This window comes from Blastococcus aggregatus (genome assembly GCF_900221005.1).
GTDB classification, from domain to species: Bacteria; Actinomycetota; Actinomycetes; order Mycobacteriales; family Geodermatophilaceae; genus Blastococcus; species Blastococcus aggregatus.
Genome location: NZ_OBQI01000003.1, coordinates 93,738 through 109,935 on the forward strand (window position 1 = coordinate 93,738; position 16,198 = coordinate 109,935).

The window sequence follows — 16,198 nt, forward strand, 5'->3', positions numbered from 1 at the left end:
CGTCAGCCCCCCACCGCGACGGCGACGACGCCCCGCCGGACCTTGCCGACCGCGGCGCGCGCCACCGACGCCACCGGACCGTCGGCCACCTTGGCCACCTGGTCCAGCAGATCGATCAGCTGGCGCATCCAGCGGACGAAGTCACCCCCGGACAGCTCGGTGCCGGCCTGCTCCGCGCCGGCGAGGACGCGGTCGAGGCTCTGCCCGTCGGCCCACCGGTAGGCCGCCCACGCGAACCCGAGGTCCAGGTCCCGCGTGACCCGCACGCCGTGCGCCGCCTCGACGTCGGAGAGCCGGGCCTTGACCTGCCGCATCCCGGCCACCGCGGCGGTCACCTTCCCGGAGGGGATCGCGGGCAGCGAGACGAGGTCGCGCCGCGCCTCGAAGACCAGCGTCGAGACGGCCGCAGCGAGCTCGGTGGCGTTCAGCCCGCGCCACGCACCCGCGCGCAGGCACTCGGCCACCAGCAGGTCGGCCTCGGACCAGATGCGCGCCAGCCGCCGCCCGTCGTCGGTGACCAGCGGGACGTCATCGACCGCGCCGATCACCGCGGTCTCGGCGGGGACCAGCGGCGCCGGCTCGGGCACCAGGTAGCCCAGCTCCTCCAGGACGTCGCAGATGGCGTCGAACTGGCGGGTCAGGGAGCCGGTGCGCTCGGCCATCGTGCGGTGCAGCGCCTCGGCCTCCCGGACCGAGCGCAGCCACCGCTCGGCGACCCGCACCCGCTCCTCGCGGTCGGGCAGCGCGTGCACGGGATGGCGGCGCACCGCGGCGCGCAGGTCGGCGAGCACCGGGTCGTCGGCGGCGGCCGAACGCCCCTTGCGCACCATCCGGGCGCCGAGGTCGTGCTCGACGCGGGCGTTGCGGAGCGTCGAGGCGAGGTCGCGGCGGGCGTGCGGGCTGCGATGGTTGAAGTTCTTGGGCACCCGCACGCGGGCCAGCGCCGTCACCGGCGTCGGGAAGTCGATGGAGGCCAGCCGGCCGGCCCACTTGTCCTCCGTGAGAACCAGTGGCCGCGGGTCGGCGAGGTCGGAGACGCCGGGGTCGAGGACGACGGCCAGCCCCTGGCGGCGGCCCGAGGGCACTCGGATGACGTCCCCGGGGCGCAGCGCGGCGAGCGCGTCGGCGGACTCGAGGCGGCGCTTGGCCTGCGAGTCGCGGGAGAGCTCCTTCTCGCGGTCGGAGATCTCCCGGCGCAGCCGCGCGTACTCCCCCACGTCGCCCCGGTCCGAGCGCATGTCGGCGGCGAACGTCGCGGCCTCCCGCTCGTGCCGCGCGGCGGACCGGGCCAGCCCGACGACCGAGCGGTCGGCCTGGAACTGGGCGAAGGAGGAGGCGAGCAGCTCGCGGGCCCGCGCCCGGCCGAACGAGCCGACCAGGTTGACCGCCATGTTGTAGCTCGGCCGGAAGCTGGACCGCAGCGGATAGGTGCGCGTGCTGGCCAGCCCGGCCACGACCGAGGGGTCCATGCCCGGCGCCCAGATGACGACGGCGTGGCCTTCCACGTCGATCCCCCGCCGCCCGGCCCGCCCGGTCAGCTGGGTGTACTCCCCCGCCGTCACGTCGACGTGCGCCTCGCCGTTCCACTTCACCAGCCGCTCGAGGACGACGGTGCGCGCCGGCATGTTGATGCCCAGGGCGAGGGTCTCGGTGGCGAACACCGCCTTGACCAGCCCGCGGACGAAGCACTCCTCGACGGTCTCCTTGAACGCGGGGACCAGGCCGGCGTGGTGGGCGGCGAGCCCGGCCAGCAGCCCCTCGCGCCACTCCCAGAAGCCGAGGACGTGCAGGTCCTCCTCCGGCAGCGAGCCGGTGCGCTCGTCGATGATCGCGGCGATCTCGGCCCGCTCGGCCTCGTCGGTGAGCCGCAGGCCGCTCATCAGGCACTGGTGCACGGCGGCGTCGCAGCCGTTGCGGCTGAACACGAAGGTGATCGCCGGCAGCAGGCCGGCCTTGTCCAGCCGCTCGATGACGTCGGAGCGCGCCGGCGGGCGGTACCGCGGCTTGTGCGAGGACTCCCGGCGGCTCGGCCCGCCCCACCCCTCGATCCGCCGTTCGTGCTCGCGGACGTAGCGCACCAGCTCGGGGTCGACGACCGACGCGCCGCGCTCGCGCGTGGACAGCGGGCGCGGGCTGTCCCCGTGCTCTGCGGCGTGGGCGGCCGGGCGCAGCGAGAAGAGGTCGAACACGCGGTTGCCGACGAGCATGTGCTGCCAGAGCGGGATGGGCCGGACCTCGCTGACCACCACCTCGGTGTCGCCGCGCACGGTGACCAGCCAGTCGGCGAACTCCTCGGCATTGCTGACCGTCGCCGACAGCGAGACCAGCGTGACCGACGGCGGGAGGTGGATGATCACCTCCTCCCACACCGCGCCGCGGAACCGGTCGGCGAGGTAGTGCACCTCGTCCATCACGACGTAGCCCAGGCCGAGCAGCGCCGGCGACTCGGCGTAGAGCATGTTGCGCAGCACCTCGGTGGTCATCACGACCACCGGCGCGTCGCCGTTCACGGCGTTGTCGCCGGTCAGCAAGCCGACGCGGTCGGCCCCGTAGCGCTCGACCAGGTCGTTGTACTTCTGGTTGGACAGCGCCTTGATCGGCGTCGTGTAGAACGCCTTGCGCCCCTCGGAGAGCGCCTTGTGCACCGCGAACTCGCCGACGACGGTCTTGCCGGCCCCCGTCGGGGCGCACACGAGCACGCCCGAGCCCCGGTCCAGGGCCTCGCACGCCTCGACCTGGAACGGGTCGAGGGAGAAACCGAGTTCGGCGGTGAACTCCGCCAGCGCCGGATGGGCCGTCCGGCGCCGGGCCGCGGCGTACCGCTCAGCGGGGCTGGACATGCCCCCACGTTATGCGCGCGGTCGGCCTTCGGCTCGCCACGCACCGATGACGCTCAGCGCACCGGGCACGCACTCGACGACGACGGGCAGCGGCGCCACCGGCTCGCCGTCGGCGTAGGTCGTGACGCCCGGGCAGGACAGCTCCACGCGGGCGGCGCGGAACACCGAGACCGACGGGTGGTCCACGTGCGAGCCGTCGGCCAGCCGGGGACGGGTGCGGATCAGCTCGCGGCGCGTGGTGGGCCCGACGACGGTGACGTCGAACCGGCCGTCGGCGGGGTCCGCACCCGGGCAGATGTTCAGCCCGCCGCCGTACCAGGCGGTGTTGCCGACGGCGATCATCGTCGCCGGCAGCGTCCGCGCCTCGTCGTCGTCGAGCCGCAGCGTGATCTCGTAGGGGTGCAGCCGGGCCAGCTCGATCAGCACGGCGAGGTCGTACCGGCGGCGACCACGCGGCCAGCGCAGCCGGTTGGCGCGGTCGGTGACGGCCGAGTCGAAGCCGCAGCACAGCACGGTGGCCCACCAGCGGTCGCCCACCCGGCCGGCGTCGAGGGCCCGCCGCGCCCCCGCCGCCAGGTCCGCGGCGATCGCCCGGGCGGCGGCCGCGGGGTCGGCCGGCATCCCGAGGGCCAGGGCCAGGTCGTTGCCGGTGCCGGCCGGGACCACGCCCAGGGGCGTTCCGGTTCCGGCGACCGCCTGCAGCGCGGCGTGCGCCGTCCCGTCACCGCCGACGGCCACGACCGCGGCGACCCCCGCGGCCACGGCCGCCCGCCCCTGCGCCTCGGCCTGGGCACCGGTGGTGGCCGGCAGGATCCGGGGGCGTAGGCCGGCGTTCCGGAGCTCGTGCAGGACGGCCTCACCGGCGGCCCGGGCACGGCCACGGCCCGCGGCAGCACTGACCAGCACGGCGACGTCCACGGTGCGGCCCGGTCAGCCGCGGGTGGACGCGGAGTCGTGCGGCTCGTCCAGCGAGGAGGGGCTCGCGTCCAGCGGGGAGGCCACGTCGTCACCGAGGTCGTGGAAGCTCTCTGCCGCCTCGCGGCGGGCCCGACGCCGGTCGACGAAGCGCGCGATCTGGATGGCCACCTCGAACAGCAGGATCATCGGCCCGGCCATCGCCAGCATCGTGAACGGGTCCTGCGTGGGCGTGACGAACGCGGCGAACACGATGGTCAGGAAGAAGATCCAGCGCCGGCTCTTCGCCAGCACCGCGTAGCTCAGGATGCCCACCAGGTTGAGCGCGACGGCGATCAGCGGGAGCTCCAGGGAGAGCCCGAAGGCCACCAGCAGGCTGATCACGAAGCCGAGGTAGTCCGGTGCCGTCAGCTGGAAGGCGACCTCGTCCCCGGCGAGGGAGAGCAGCAGCTCCAGCCCCTTGCGCAGGGTCAGCCAGGCCAGGAAGGCGCCGGCGGCGAACAGCGCCGTGGCCGAGGCGACGAAGGCGACGGTGTAGCGCCGTTCGTGGCGCCGCAGGCCGGGGGTGATGAACGCCCACAGCTGGTACAGCCAGAACGGCGCCGACAGGACGGCGCCGGCGATCAGGCCGATCTTGAGGCGCAGCAGCACGCCGCCGAAGACGTCGAGCACCACCAGCCGGCACTCCTCGTCGCCCTGGAACCGGAAGCTCGAGGGGAGCTCGCAGTAGGGCTCGGTGAGGAAGGTCAGCAGGCCGTGGTCGTACCAGAGGAACCCGACGGCCGTGCCCAGGGCGAGCGCCAGCAGCGCCTTGGCGATCCGGTTGCGCAGCTCGGTCAGATGACCGACCAGCGGCATGGTCGCCTGCGGGTCGCGCTTCCGGCGCCTGCGCCGCGGCGCCTCGCTCACCGTCGTCCGGTCCGGGGCTGGGGTCAGGAGGGGCGGTCGGACGTGCGCGCCTGCTCGGCGCGGGCCCGCAGCTCAGCGGCGCGCAGCTCGGCGGCGTGCGCCTCCGCCGCGAGCACGTCGGCCTCGGCGGTCGACGGGGCCGGCGTCACGATCTCGCCGCGCACGGTCGTCTTCGCCGGCTCCTTGCCGCGGACTCCCCCGCCCACGGAGTCGTCGTCCTTCATGCCCTTCATCTCGCCCTTGAAGATCCGGAGCGAGCGGCCCAGGGAGCGCGAGGCGTCCGGGAGCTTCTTGTAGCCGAACAGCAGCAGGATGGCCAGGATGATCAGGCCGATCTCCAGCGGGCCGAGATTCACTGGTCCTCCAGAAGTTGAGTCGCGACCGATGCTACGCCGGACGCGGCCGCTCCCCCGCACCGTCAGCGACGGTCGGCCGACTCGTCGTCCGTCCGGGCGGCGCGATCGGCGGTCGCCGTGATCTGGTCCAGCAGCGGCTGCACCTCGCGCTCGAAGGCGGTGACCTCCCGCGCCAGCCGGGCGCGGGCGCCCAGGACGCCGTAGGCGAGGGCGCCGAGGACGACGACGGACAGCACCACGACGACGCCCCACACGACCCACAGCAGCACGGGGCGACCCTAGCGGGTGGCGCTGCCCGGGGCGTCGATCCCGTAGCGGGCCAGCGCCGCCCGGGCGTCGGCGGCGACGTCGTCGGCCAGCCCGGTCGGCTCGTCGACCAGCGCGTCCCCGCCCAGGGAGGCGACCAGCCGCCGGGCCCACGCCAGGTCGGCGGTGCGCACCGTGACCGCGAGCCCGCCCGGCGGGTCGTCGACGGGCGCGACGGAGTCGACCGGGTAGTACTCGGCCACCCACCGGCTGCCGCGGGACAACCGCAGCCGCACGGCCGGCGACCCCGGCTCGGGGTGGTAGACCCCGCCCTCGACGTCTCGCTCGTGCGCCTCGGGTGGCGGGGCGGCCGGTTCGTCGAGGACGGCGACGTCGTCGACCCGGTCGAGGCGGAACAGCCGCACGCCCTCGACCCGGCGGCACCAGGCCTCCAGGTACCAGCGCCCGTCGACCAGCAGCAGGCGCATCGGGTCGACCGTGCGCTCGGTCCGCTCGTCGCGCGTGGGCACGTAGTAGTGCAGGTGGAGGGCGCGCTTGCGCTGGAGCGCCTCCCGGACGACGGCGAGGGTCTCCTCGCGCGCGTCCACGCTCACGGTGATCGGGGCGACCTCGGCCGCATGGCCGGCGGCGGCCGACACCTTGGCGAGCGCGCGGCTCACCGCCTCGCGCTCGGCGAGCCCCGGCAGCTCCAGCAGGGTCTTCAGGGCCACGACCAGTGCAACGGCCTCGTCGGTGGTCAGCCGCAGCGGCCGCACCATGCCGGCGGGGAAGGTGACGTGCACCCGGTCGCCCTCGAAGGAGAGGTCGATGAGGTCGCCGGGGCCGTGCCCGGGCAGGCCGCACATCCAGAGCAGTTCGAGGTCGCTGCGCAACTGCCGCTCGGTGACGCCGAAGTCCCGGGCCGCCTCCTGGACGCGGACGCCGTCGGGCCGCGCGGTCAGGTACGGGATCAGGGCCAGCAACCGGGTCATCCGGTCGGGCGTGCTGCTGGTGCTCATGCGGACGCCCCCATCGCGGCCAGCCGGGTGAGTCGGGCGATCACGGCGTCGCGGACCTCGGCGGGCGATTCGACGACGACGTCGGCGCCCAGGGCGGCGAGCTGACCGGCCAGCCCCCACGGCTCGGTCGTGCGCAGTTCCAGCCGGTCCTCCGTGCCGTCCTGCGTCGTCCCGAGCGGGGTGGCCCAGCGGCGCAGACCGACGGCCGTGCCGGGCCGGGCACGCACGACGACGACGTGCTCCTGGCCGCCCACCTGGTTGGCGACCATCGCGCCGAGGTCCAGGTCGGCCGGGGGCTCGAACGCGCCGGCGGGCCCGGTGGCCTGCGGCGTGCCGACGACGCGGGAGAGCCGGAACATCCGCGGCTGCTGCCGGTCGAGGTCCAGTCCGCCGAGGTACCAGCGGCCGTGCCAGGCGATGACGCCCCACGGCTGCACGTGCCGGCGGGCGGGGGCGTCCTCGTCCGGGCGCCGGTAGTCGAACTGCAGGGCACGGCGGTCCCGGGCGGCGGCGTAGACCGGCTCGAACGCGGGCTCCCCCGCGTCCAGCCGCGGCTGCAGCGGGATGCCTCCCCCGGTCTCGACGTCGACGCCGGCGGCCCGGAGCTTCACGAGGGCGCTCTGCGCGGCACCGGCGAGCTGGGCGGACTCCCACAGCCGCAGTGCCAGGCCGACGGCCGCCGCCTCCTCGCCGGTCAGCTGGATCTCGGGCAGCTCGTAGTCCGCGCGGGCGATGCGGTAGCCGTCCTCGGTGTCGAAGACGCTGGTGCGGCCGGTCTCCAGCGGCACGCCCATCTCGCGGAGCTCGGCCTTGTCGCGCTCGAACATCCGCTTGAAGGCCTCGTCGGCGCGGTCGGTGCCGTCGTCGGCCTCGTAGCCGGGCACGGTCGCGCGGATGCGGGCCGCCGTCACGTACTGGCGGGTGCTGAGCAGCGCGATGACCAGGTTGACCAGTCGTTCCGCCCGCTTGGCCGCCATGCGCCCCAGGCTAGTGGGCAGCGGCCGACCGGCCGTCTCCCGGGACGCTGGCTAGCCTGCGGGGCATGAGCTCTCCGGTCCCGTCCCGCATCCGTTGGCGGCGCGGGGCGGTGACCGCGCTCGGGCGGAGCGGGCACGACTCGCTGGAGCTCACCGTCTCCGTGCCCGAGGACGGCGAGCTGCGCGCGCTCGCCTACCCGTCGCTCGTCGGCGTCCCGCAGGTCGGCGACGACGTGCTGCTGAACACGACCGCCTGGGCGCAGAACCTCGGCACGGGCGGCTACGCGCTGGTGGTCGCCGTCCCCGACCGGCTGCCGGCCGACCCCTCCGGCCCGGGCCACCTGGTGAAGGCCCGCTACACGCCGATGCAGGTGACCGTGCAGGGCGTCGACGAGCAGGAGACCGAGCACCACGCGACGCTCGCCGAGGCCGACTCCCTGGACGGCATGCCGGTGGTCGTGGCCGATCTGCACTCGGCGCTGCCGGCGGTGCTCATCGGGATGCTGGCCACCGACCCCGACCTCAAGGTCGCCTACGTGATGACCGACGGCGGAGCGCTCGCGGCCGGGTTCTCGCGGACCATCGACGCGCTGCGGAAGTCGCTGGCCGGCATCGTCACGGTGGGTCAGGCCTTCGGCGGCGACGTCGAGGCGGTCACCGTGCACACCGGCCTGCTGGCCGCGCGGCACGTGCTGGGCGCGGACCTCGCCGTCGTCACCCAGGGCCCGGGCAACCTCGGCACCGGGACGCCGTGGGGCTTCTCCGGCGTCGCCGCCGGCGAGGCGTGCAACGCCGTCGCCGTGCTCGGCGGCCAGGCCATCGGCGCGCTGCGCATCTCCGACGCCGACCCGCGGCCGCGCCACCGCGGGGTGTCGCACCACTCGCTCACCGCGTTCGGGCGGGTGGCGCTGGGCGGCGTGACGCTGGTGGCCCCGCGCGGCCTGGGCTCCGAGCTCGGGTCGCAGGTCGACGAGGACCTCGCTGGGCAGCCCGCCCGGAACCCCGTCGTGTGGGTGGACACCGACGGCCTCGAGGACGCCCTCGGCCTCTCCCCCATCCCGCTGCGGACGATGGGGCGCGGCATGCCCGAGGAGCGCGCCTACTTCCTCGCCGCCGCGGCCGCCGGCCGCTACGCCGCCCTGTGTGATCTGTCAGCCTCCGGCTGACACCGCGGCCAGGAGCCGTTCCCCGGTTGCGTCGAGCGCGTCTGACGCACCGCGCCGGGGAGCCTCCGGCCCCCACGTCGTGGCGCGTCCCTCGCGGGGCGGCTTCAGGCCACGCCTCCACGGACCCTTCGGGCCCGTTCGGCCTGCCCTACATGCTCGCGATGAGCTTCTCGACGCGGTCGTCGACGGACTTGAACGGGTCCTTGCACAACACGGTGCGCTGGGCCTGGTCGTTGAGCTTCAGGTGCACCCAGTCGACGGTGAAGTCGCGGCGCTTCTCCTGGGCCTTGCGGATGAACTCGCCGCGCAGCCGGGCGCGGGTGGTCTGCGGGGGCACGTTCTTGGCCTCGAAGACCCGGGGCTCGTGGGTGACCCGCTCGACCTGGCCGGCCCGCTCCAGCAGGTAGTACAGGCCGCGGGTGCGGCTGATGTCGTGGTAGGCGAGGTCCATCTGTGCGACCCGCGGCGAGGACAGCGGCAGGTCGCGCTTGGCCCGGTAGCGCTCGATCAGGCTGTACTTGATGGCCCAGTCGATCTCCCGGTCGATGAGGCTGATGTCCTCGGTGTCGACGGCCTTGAGCACCCTTCCCCACAGCTCGAGCATCTGCCGCTGCACCGGGGTGACGCCCTCACGGTCGGCGAACTCCAGCGCGCGGTCGTGGTACTCGCGCTGGATCTCCAGCGCCGACATCTCCTTGCCGCTGGACAGCCGCACCCTGCGCCGGCCGGTCATGTCGTGGCTGATCTCGCGGATGGCGCGGATCGGGTTCTCCAGCGTCATGTCCCGGATCGGGACGCCGGCCTCGATCATGCGCAGCACGAGATCGGTCATCGCCACCTTGAGCAGCGTCGTCGTCTCGCTCATGTTCGAGTCCCCGACGATGACGTGCAGCCGGCGGTACTTCTCGGCGTCGGCGTGCGGCTCGTCGCGGGTGTTGATGATCGGCCGGGAGCGGGTGGTGGCGCTGGAGACGCCCTCCCAGATGTGCTCGGCCCGCTGGCTGACGCAGTAGACCGCACCCCGCGGGGTCTGCAGCACCTTGCCGGCACCCACCACGATCTGGCGGCTCACCAGGAACGGGATGAGGACGTCGGCCAGCCGGCTGAACTCGCCGTGCCGGCCGACCAGGTAGTTCTCGTGGCAGCCGTAGCTGTTGCCCGCGGAGTCGGTGTTGTTCTTGAACAGGTAGATGTCACCGATCACGCCCTCCTCGGCCAGGCGCTGCTCGGCGTCGACCAGCAGTCCCTCGAGGATCCGCTCGCCGGCCTTGTCGTGGACGACGAGCTCGGTGAGGTCGTCGCACTCCGCCGTCGCGTACTCGGGGTGGCTGCCGACGTCCAGGTAGAGCCGGGAGCCGTTGCGGAGGAAGACGTTGGAGCTGCGACCCCAGGACACCACCCGCCGGAACAGGTAGCGGGCGACCTCGTCCGGGGACAGCCGCCGCTGCCCCTTGAAGGTGCACGTGACGCCGTACTCGGTCTCGATCCCGAAGATCCGTCGGTCCACGATCCGAGCCTAGGCGCCGGAGGCGACAGGGATCGTCTCCGCGCGCACGCGCGCTCGGCTCAGCCCTCGCCGCCGTCCTCGTCGTGGGCGTCGAAGCCCGCCTCGCCGGCGGTGTCGGGGTTGGCCGGGTCGCCGAGGCCGGCGGGCGTGCCCGGCTCCGGCACGCTGGGCGCGTGGTGAACCGTGGCCGGTGCGTCCTCGACGGCGTCGGGCGTGGGCTCGTCGCCCAGCAGGGTGCGCAGCGCCGAGCCGGTGATGCGGCGGAAGGCCCGCTTGGGCCGGCGCCGGTCGAGGACGGCGACCTCCAGCTGGGCGGCGGTGAGCTGCGACGGGCCGCCGTGCGCGGCACCGGCGGTGACCGGGCTGACCGCGGACAGCGCCCGGACGCCGACCTGCAGGGCGTCCGACAGGCCCATGCCCGGCAGGAAGTGCTCGCGCAGGTGGCCGGTCACGGCCTCGGCCTGGCCGCCCATGACGACGAAGTCCGGCTCGTCGACCACCGAGCCGTCGAAGGTCAGCCGGTAGAGCTGGTCGGTCTCGGGCCGGTCGCCGACCTCGGCGACGCAGAGCTCGACCTCGTAGGGCTTCATCTGCTCGGTGAAGATCGCGCCGAGGGTCTGCGCGTAGGCGTTGGCGATCACCCGGCCGGTGACGTCGCGGCGGTTGTAGGAGTAGCCGCGGACGTCGGCCAGGCGGACCCCGGCGACGCGCAGGCTCTCGAACTCGCTGTACCGGCCGACGGCGGCGAAACCGATCCGGTCGTAGATCTCGCCGACCTTGTGCAGCGTGGAGCTGGGGTTCTCGGCGATGAACAGCACGCCGTCGGCGTAGGTGACGACGGCGACGCTGCGGCCGCGGGAGATGCCCTTCCGGGCGTACTCCGAGCGGTCCCGCATGACCTGCTCGGCGGAGGCGTAGTACGGCATCGTCATGGCTGGTCTCCTGGGCGCGTGGCCCCCCGCTCGGTGTTCCGGCGGTCGGCGTCGGCCCGCTCGGTGACGATCGCGTCGGCGACGGCGGCGATCTCGGCGTCGGTCAGCCGCACGATGCCCTCGGCGTCGACCCGGTAGACGATCGGGTAGAGCCGGCGCACCGGGTCGGGGCCGCCGGTAGCGGAGTCGTCGTCGGCGGCGTCGTAGAGGGACTCGACGACCGTGCGGGTGGCCGCGTCGGCCGACAGACCCTGCTGCCACGTCTTCTTGAGCGAGTTCTTGGCGAACAGAGAGCCGGAGCCGACGGCGGCGTAGCCGCGCTCCTCGTAGTTCCCGCCGGTGACGTCGTAGCTGAAGATACGGCCGGGCGGGGTGCCCTGCGCGGCGTCGAGGTCGAACCCGGCGAACAGCGGGACGACGGCGAGGCCCTGCATCGCCGCACCCAGGTTGCCCCGGATCATCGCGGCCAGGCGGTTCGCCTTGCCGTCGAGGGACATCGTGAGGCCCTCGATCTTCTCGTAGTGCTCGAGCTCCACCTGGTAGAGCTTCACCATCTCGATGGCGATGCCGGCCGCGCCCGCGATGCCGATGACGCTGTAGGAGTCGGCCGGGTAGACCTTCTCGATGTCGCGCGAGCTGATCAGGTTGCCCATGGTGGCGCGCCGGTCGCCGCCCATGAGGACGCCGCCGGAGTAGGTGACGGCGACGATCGTCGTGCCGTGCGGCGCCAGGTCTCCCACGGGCATGGTCGGGACGGGGCGGCGGCCGGGCAGGAGGTCAGGCGCCGCGGTGGCGAGGAAGTCGGTGAACGAGGAGCCCACCCGGTCCAGGTAGGCGGGCGGGAACCCGCTCCGGGTGGCTGACTGATCGCTCACGCATCTCCCTCTCCCGCCTGCTCACGCCGGCGTGCACCGCTGGTCCGCCCGGTGCTCCGCGTGCTGGTACCGCGCGCGCCCGGGCGTCGCTGCGACCCTACCGGCGGCTCCCCCGGGCGGCTGGCCACGTGGTGTCCGTCGCTCGCTGTAGCGACCGAGCGCTCGGACTGCGGGTCAGCACCGGCCTGGATCTCCGGAAAGAACACGACGCCTTCCGGCGGTGGCGGAGCGGGGGCCTCGGGGTGACGGATGTCAGCGAGCGCCGATTGTGCCGGAGGGTGCACCAGGTAAGACACCGCCCGCTGGAGCATTCCCACGTCATCCTGAAACCGGGGAAGCCGGCTGTAATTGCATTCGTTGCACAGGAGGCCACGAATAGATCGACGCATCTCGGAAATCGAGTGGTCGTGATCGATGCTCAGTCGGATTGCGCCGGGCGGGGCACCGCACACGTAGCAGCGGCCACCCTGGGCATCGAATATCGACATGTACTCGGCCGGCGTAAGGCCGAACTGTCGGAGGGACGAGGCAAACCTGAGCCATGGCCGGCAAGCGCGACAGACTTTGCCCCGCTCGAAGCGCTCCTTGCGACCACCGCACAAGCTGCAGGGTTTCAGCTTGATCCGGTGCGCACCATTGACTCGGGGATGGGCCGTGTCATACGTCTGCGCGAAACATTCCTCACAGAGGCGCCGTCCCGAACCGGCCCGGACAGAAAGCCGACTGCCGCAGCGCGAACAGGAAGGAGTCCAGTCAGGGTCTCGCTGTTCGAGCTTGCGCTGCCGCATGCAGTCCTTGCACTGGCCGCGCAGCTTGCCGCTCGTCTTCGAGACGAAGTAGTAGCTGCTTTCGGGCAGATCTCTGCAACAATCGGCGCACCGACGACTCATGAAACCTGGTCTTGCTCGATCTAATTCACTCGCCGCCCTTCTGTATGTACGACCGAACGAAGTCCTCGGCGTTGGACTCGAGGACCTCGTCGATCTCGTCCAGGAGCGAGTCGACCTCGTCGGTCATCTCCTGGCGGCGCTCGGCGGCCTCGGTGTCGACCGAGGCCTCGACCTCGTCGGTCTCCTCGCGCGAACGCGTCGCCTTCTGCTGCCCGCCGGTGTCCCTGGTGGCCATGGCCTGCCCCTCCCGTCGTGGGAACTGCTGCTGGCGCTGAAGCTACCCGCCGGGGGTGACATGCGGGGGTCGGCGGACGGACGCTGTGGAGATCACCTGCCGGTGATCGTGTCCACCAGTTCCTGGGCGGTCGCGGACGCCTCGAACAGGGCGCCGACGTGCTCGCGGGTGCCGCGCAGCGGCTCCATCGTCGGGATGCGCACGAGGTTCTCCCGGCCGAGGTCGAAGACCACCGAGTCCCACGACGCCGCCGCCACCGAGGCCGGGAAGCGGCGCAGGCACTCGCCGCGGAAGTAGGCGCGGGTGTCCTCGGGGGCGTGCACCACCGCCCGCTCGACCTCGTCGTCGGTGAGCAGCCGCTGCATCGAGCCGCGCGCCACCAGCCGGTTGTACAGCCCCTTGTCCGGCCGCACGTCGGAGTACTGCAGGTCGACGAGCTTGAGCCGCGAGTCGCCCCACGAGAGCCCGTCGCGGGAGCGGTACCCCTCGAGCAGCCGGAGCTTGGCCGGCCAGTCCAGCCGATCGGCGCAGCGCATCGGGTCGATCGAGAGATCCTCGAGCACCTCGGCCCACCGGCGCAGGACGTCGTCGGTCTGCTCGTCGCCCTCCCCGCGCTGGGCCACGAACTTCTGCGCCAGTTCCAGGTAGCTCTGCTGCATCTCCAGCGCGGTCATCCGGCGTCCGTCGCGCAACCGGAGCGTCTGCGTCAGGGAGGGGTCGTGGCTGATCGCCCGCAGCGCCTCCACCGGCTCCTCGAGCGAGAGGTCGTTCGGCAGGAACCGCGCCTCGATCATTGCCAGCACCAGCGACGTCGTCCCGACCTTGAGGTAGGTGGAGAGCTCGGCCAGGTTCGCGTCGCCGATGATCACGTGCAGCCGGCGGTACTTCTCGGCGTCGGCGTGCGGCTCGTCCCGAGTGTTGATGATCGGCCGCTTGAGCGTCGTCTCCAGGCCCACCTCGACCTCGAAGAAGTCGGCGCGCTGCGAGAGCTGGAAGCCGGCCGTGCGGCTCTCCGTGCCGATGCCCACCCGGCCCGCGCCGGCGAAGACCTGCCGCGTCACGAAGAACGGCACCAGGCCGCGGATGATGTCGACGAACGGCGTCCGGCGGTCCATCAGGTAGTTCTCGTGCGCGCCGTAGGAGGCGCCCTTGCCGTCGGTGTTGTTCTTGTAGAGCTGGATCGGCTGGGTGCCCGGCACGCGCGCGGCCCGCCGGGTGGCCTCGGCCATGACCCGCTCCCCCGCCTTGTCCCACAGCACGATGTCGCGCGGGCTGGTGACCTCCGGCGTGGAGTACTCCGGGTGCGCGTGGTCGACGTACAGCCGCGCGCCGTTGGTGAGGATGACGTTGGCCATCCCGGTGTCCTCGTCCAGGTCGTTGTGGTCCAGCGCCTGCGCCGGGGTGAGGTCGAAGCCGCGGGCGTCGCGCAGCGGCGACTCCTCCTCGAAGTCCCACCGGGGACGGCGGCGCGTCGGGGCCTCGGCCACCGACCACGCGTTGACCACCTGGCTGGACAGCGTCGTGGGGTTGGCGCTCGGGTGCCCGGGCACGGAGATGCCGTACTCGACCTCGGTGCCCATGACCCGCCGCACGCTCATGACCCAACCCTAGGCCGCGCGGCATTCCCGGGGACGGCGACGACCGGGCCGCCGCCGTGTCAGAGGGTGACCACGACCTTGCCCGTCACCGTCCCGGCCACGAGCGCCCGGACGGCGTCCGGCGCCGCCGCGAGCGGGAACGTGCGGTCGACCAGTGGTCGGACGGTCCCACGGTCGATCAGTTCCGTCAGGGCCACCAGGTCGGGCGTCCGGACCACGGAGACGAGCATGCGCAGACGTTGCCGGACGAAGGGAGAGAGCAGCACCGCGCCGAGCTGCCGGCTCATGCCCAGCCACCGGCCGCCGCCTTCACCGCCGACGACGACGAGGGTGCCGCGCGGGGCGAGCGCCCGCCGCAGCCCGCGGAGCGGCCGGCCGCCGCCGATGTCCAGGACGACGTCGAAGTGCTGCGTCCCGTCGGTGACGTCGCGCTGCGCGTAGTCGATCACCTCGTCGGCCCCCAGGGCCCGGACCGCATCGACCTTCCCCGCGCTGCACACCCCGGTCACGTGACCGCCGAACGCCTTCGCCACCTGCACGGCGAAGCTGCCGACGCCGCCGCTCGCGCCGATCACGAGCACCCGCTGCCCCGGCTGCAGGCGGGCCTGGTCGCGCAGCGCCTGGAGCGCCGTCACACCGGACACCGGGACGGCGGCGGCCTCCGGGAAGGTGAGCCCGGCCGGCTTGGGGGCGAGCCTGTCCTCCCGCACGGCGGCGTACTCGGCGAAGGTGCCGCTGCCGCTCCCGAACACCTCGTCCCCGGGCACGAAGCCGGTCACCTCGGCGCCCACCCGCTGGACGACGCCGGCCAGTTCCCCGCCCCGGATCGGCTGCCGTGGGGCGCGCAGGCCCGTGCCCAGCCGCACGGCGTACGGCTCGCCGGCCATCAGGTGCCAGGCGCCCCGGTCCACGCCCGCCGCCCGGACGCGCACCAGGACGTCCCGCGGGCCGACGGTCGGCTCGGCCACCTCCCGGAGCTCGAGCACGTCGGCCGAGCCGTACCGGTCCTGGACGATCGCCTTCATGGCTGCTCCTCGGTCGTTGCGGGGTACTGGAAGACGTCGTCCAAGGGCGCGCGGAAGACCCGGGCGATGCGGAAGGCCATCTCGAGCGACGGTGAGTAGCGCCCCTGCTCGATGGCGATGACGGTCTGCCGGGTGACGCCGATCCGCTGGGCGAGCTCGGCCTGGGTCATCTCGCCGTGCTCGAACCGCAGCGTGCGGATGCGGTTCGTGACGCTGGTGGGCTTCACCATTCCTGGAAGCCCCTCCGGTAGGCGACGATCCGGGCGACCGAGCCGACGACCGCGGACAGGAAGAACGCCAGGTAGAGGACGTTCGCGATCCAGAAGTGGTCGTGCTCGCCGAGGGCGAGGAGCAGCCCCGCGACGCCGCCCAGCACCAGGAACGACTGACCGACGTACTGGCCGAGGCGGTGGATCTCCCGATCCCGCTGGTCGGTGGTCCTGTCCTCGCGGCGTCCGCTGAGGTCGGCCGCGACGTTCAGCGCGATGGTGCCGGCGATCGCCGCGCCGACGCTCCAGAGAAGAGCGGCCGCATAGGGCGCATCGGGGAGCGGCGCGTCACCGGCCCCGCTCACGACGACGACCGCGTACACGGCATAGGTGAGCACCGCGACCGTCGCCATGATCCAGGCCCGCTTCTCCTCGAACGCCACACCCTGCTCCTCGTGTCGAACATCTTTGACATCGAGCAACGTAAAGCGGGGTCGAC

The 16,198-nt window shown here is 73.2% G+C and carries 17 protein-coding genes; 1 reads left to right on the top strand and 16 read right to left on the bottom strand.

Translation table 11 applies throughout. The annotated features are described in order from the left end of the window. Nucleotides 1–2: 2 nt before the first annotated feature. From CRP29_RS10355 to CRP29_RS10385, 7 genes are all read right to left on the bottom strand, one after another. A complete protein-coding gene (locus tag CRP29_RS10355; protein ID WP_097194992.1) occupies nucleotides 3–2,840 on the bottom strand; it encodes a DEAD/DEAH box helicase in 2,838 nt (945 codons plus the stop codon). 9 nt (nucleotides 2,841–2,849) lie between these two features. Further along, nucleotides 2,850–3,746, bottom strand: a complete 897-nt coding sequence (locus CRP29_RS10360; RefSeq protein WP_245852724.1) for a diacylglycerol kinase family protein — start codon at nucleotides 3,744–3,746, stop codon at nucleotides 2,850–2,852. A gap of 24 nt (nucleotides 3,747–3,770) precedes the next feature. Further along, entirely contained in the window at nucleotides 3,771–4,664 is an 894-nt protein-coding gene (gene tatC / locus CRP29_RS10365; RefSeq protein WP_245852725.1) for a twin-arginine translocase subunit TatC, read from the bottom strand. 23 nt (nucleotides 4,665–4,687) lie between these two features. Then, complete coding sequence (tatA, locus tag CRP29_RS10370) at nucleotides 4,688–5,020, bottom strand: Sec-independent protein translocase subunit TatA (protein WP_097194994.1); 333 nt, start codon at nucleotides 5,018–5,020, stop codon at nucleotides 4,688–4,690. Nucleotides 5,021–5,082: 62 nt separating this feature from the next. After that, the gene (locus CRP29_RS10375; RefSeq protein WP_097194995.1) at nucleotides 5,083–5,289 is read right to left on the bottom strand and encodes a hypothetical protein; all 207 of its coding nucleotides are present in this window, start codon (nucleotides 5,287–5,289) and stop codon (nucleotides 5,083–5,085) included. Nucleotides 5,290–5,298: 9 nt separating this feature from the next. Then, nucleotides 5,299–6,285, bottom strand: a complete 987-nt coding sequence (locus CRP29_RS10380; RefSeq protein ID WP_097194996.1) for a helix-turn-helix transcriptional regulator — start codon at nucleotides 6,283–6,285, stop codon at nucleotides 5,299–5,301. Continuing rightward, the gene (locus tag CRP29_RS10385; protein ID WP_097194997.1) at nucleotides 6,282–7,262 is read right to left on the bottom strand and encodes a helix-turn-helix transcriptional regulator; all 981 of its coding nucleotides are present in this window, start codon (nucleotides 7,260–7,262) and stop codon (nucleotides 6,282–6,284) included. The genes CRP29_RS10380 and CRP29_RS10385 overlap by 4 nt, the downstream gene beginning before the upstream one ends. A gap of 65 nt (nucleotides 7,263–7,327) precedes the next feature. Here CRP29_RS10385 and CRP29_RS10390 point away from each other — a divergent pair, with 65 nt between their 5' ends. Further along, nucleotides 7,328–8,428, top strand: coding sequence for a DUF3866 family protein (locus tag CRP29_RS10390; protein ID WP_097194998.1), 1,101 nt, complete (start codon nucleotides 7,328–7,330; stop codon nucleotides 8,426–8,428). 148 nt (nucleotides 8,429–8,576) lie between these two features. Here CRP29_RS10390 and pafA read toward each other — a convergent pair whose 3' ends face one another. From pafA to CRP29_RS10435, 9 genes are all read right to left on the bottom strand, one after another. Beyond that, entirely contained in the window at nucleotides 8,577–9,935 is a 1,359-nt protein-coding gene (gene pafA, locus CRP29_RS10395) for a Pup--protein ligase (RefSeq protein ID WP_097194999.1), read from the bottom strand. A gap of 59 nt (nucleotides 9,936–9,994) precedes the next feature. Next, on the bottom strand, nucleotides 9,995–10,867 hold the full coding sequence (gene prcA / locus CRP29_RS10400; RefSeq protein ID WP_097195000.1) for a proteasome subunit alpha: 873 nt from the start codon (nucleotides 10,865–10,867) through the stop codon (nucleotides 9,995–9,997). Beyond that, nucleotides 10,864–11,742: a proteasome subunit beta gene (prcB, locus tag CRP29_RS10405; RefSeq protein WP_097195001.1), complete on the bottom strand. Its 879-nt coding sequence runs from the start codon at nucleotides 11,740–11,742 to the stop codon at nucleotides 10,864–10,866. Before prcB ends, prcA begins: the two co-directional genes overlap by 4 nt. Then, on the bottom strand, nucleotides 11,739–12,632 hold the full coding sequence (locus tag CRP29_RS23805) for an endonuclease domain-containing protein (protein WP_097195002.1): 894 nt from the start codon (nucleotides 12,630–12,632) through the stop codon (nucleotides 11,739–11,741). The genes prcB and CRP29_RS23805 overlap by 4 nt, the downstream gene beginning before the upstream one ends. 25 nt (nucleotides 12,633–12,657) lie before the next feature. Beyond that, nucleotides 12,658–12,867, bottom strand: a complete 210-nt coding sequence (locus CRP29_RS10415) for a ubiquitin-like protein Pup (RefSeq protein WP_097195003.1) — start codon at nucleotides 12,865–12,867, stop codon at nucleotides 12,658–12,660. A gap of 92 nt (nucleotides 12,868–12,959) precedes the next feature. After that, nucleotides 12,960–14,465 carry a depupylase/deamidase Dop gene (gene dop / locus CRP29_RS10420; protein WP_097195004.1) on the bottom strand — a complete coding sequence of 502 codons (1,506 nt, stop codon included), beginning with the start codon at nucleotides 14,463–14,465 and terminating at the stop codon, nucleotides 12,960–12,962. A gap of 59 nt (nucleotides 14,466–14,524) precedes the next feature. Next, complete coding sequence (locus tag CRP29_RS10425) at nucleotides 14,525–15,490, bottom strand: NAD(P)-dependent alcohol dehydrogenase (RefSeq protein WP_097195005.1); 966 nt, start codon at nucleotides 15,488–15,490, stop codon at nucleotides 14,525–14,527. Next, nucleotides 15,487–15,720, bottom strand: a complete 234-nt coding sequence (locus CRP29_RS10430; protein WP_097195006.1) for a helix-turn-helix transcriptional regulator — start codon at nucleotides 15,718–15,720, stop codon at nucleotides 15,487–15,489. Before CRP29_RS10430 ends, CRP29_RS10425 begins: the two co-directional genes overlap by 4 nt. Then, nucleotides 15,714–16,142 (bottom strand): hypothetical protein, encoded by a 429-nt coding sequence (locus CRP29_RS10435; RefSeq protein WP_176522915.1) that lies wholly within the window; start codon nucleotides 16,140–16,142, stop codon nucleotides 15,714–15,716. The genes CRP29_RS10430 and CRP29_RS10435 overlap by 7 nt, the downstream gene beginning before the upstream one ends. Nucleotides 16,143–16,198 lie beyond the last annotated feature (56 nt).

What these genes read in the sequence shown, in the direction of transcription:
- CRP29_RS10355 (WP_097194992.1), bottom strand. Translation starts at nt 2,840, where the DNA reads ATGTCCAGCCCCGCTGAGCGGTACGCCGCGGCCCGGCGCCGGACGGCC.
- CRP29_RS10380 (WP_097194996.1), bottom strand. Translation starts at nt 6,285, where the DNA reads ATGAGCACCAGCAGCACGCCCGACCGGATGACCCGGTTGCTGGCCCTG.
- CRP29_RS10385 (WP_097194997.1), bottom strand. Translation starts at nt 7,262, where the DNA reads ATGGCGGCCAAGCGGGCGGAACGACTGGTCAACCTGGTCATCGCGCTG.
- CRP29_RS10390 (WP_097194998.1), top strand. Translation starts at nt 7,328, where the DNA reads ATGAGCTCTCCGGTCCCGTCCCGCATCCGTTGGCGGCGCGGGGCGGTG.
- prcA (WP_097195000.1), bottom strand. Translation starts at nt 10,867, where the DNA reads ATGACGATGCCGTACTACGCCTCCGCCGAGCAGGTCATGCGGGACCGC.
- CRP29_RS23805 (WP_097195002.1), bottom strand. Translation starts at nt 12,632, where the DNA reads ATGAGTCGTCGGTGCGCCGATTGTTGCAGAGATCTGCCCGAAAGCAGC.
- CRP29_RS10415 (WP_097195003.1), bottom strand. Translation starts at nt 12,867, where the DNA reads ATGGCCACCAGGGACACCGGCGGGCAGCAGAAGGCGACGCGTTCGCGC.
- dop (WP_097195004.1), bottom strand. Translation starts at nt 14,465, where the DNA reads ATGAGCGTGCGGCGGGTCATGGGCACCGAGGTCGAGTACGGCATCTCC.
- CRP29_RS10425 (WP_097195005.1), bottom strand. Translation starts at nt 15,490, where the DNA reads ATGAAGGCGATCGTCCAGGACCGGTACGGCTCGGCCGACGTGCTCGAG.
- CRP29_RS10430 (WP_097195006.1), bottom strand. Translation starts at nt 15,720, where the DNA reads ATGGTGAAGCCCACCAGCGTCACGAACCGCATCCGCACGCTGCGGTTC.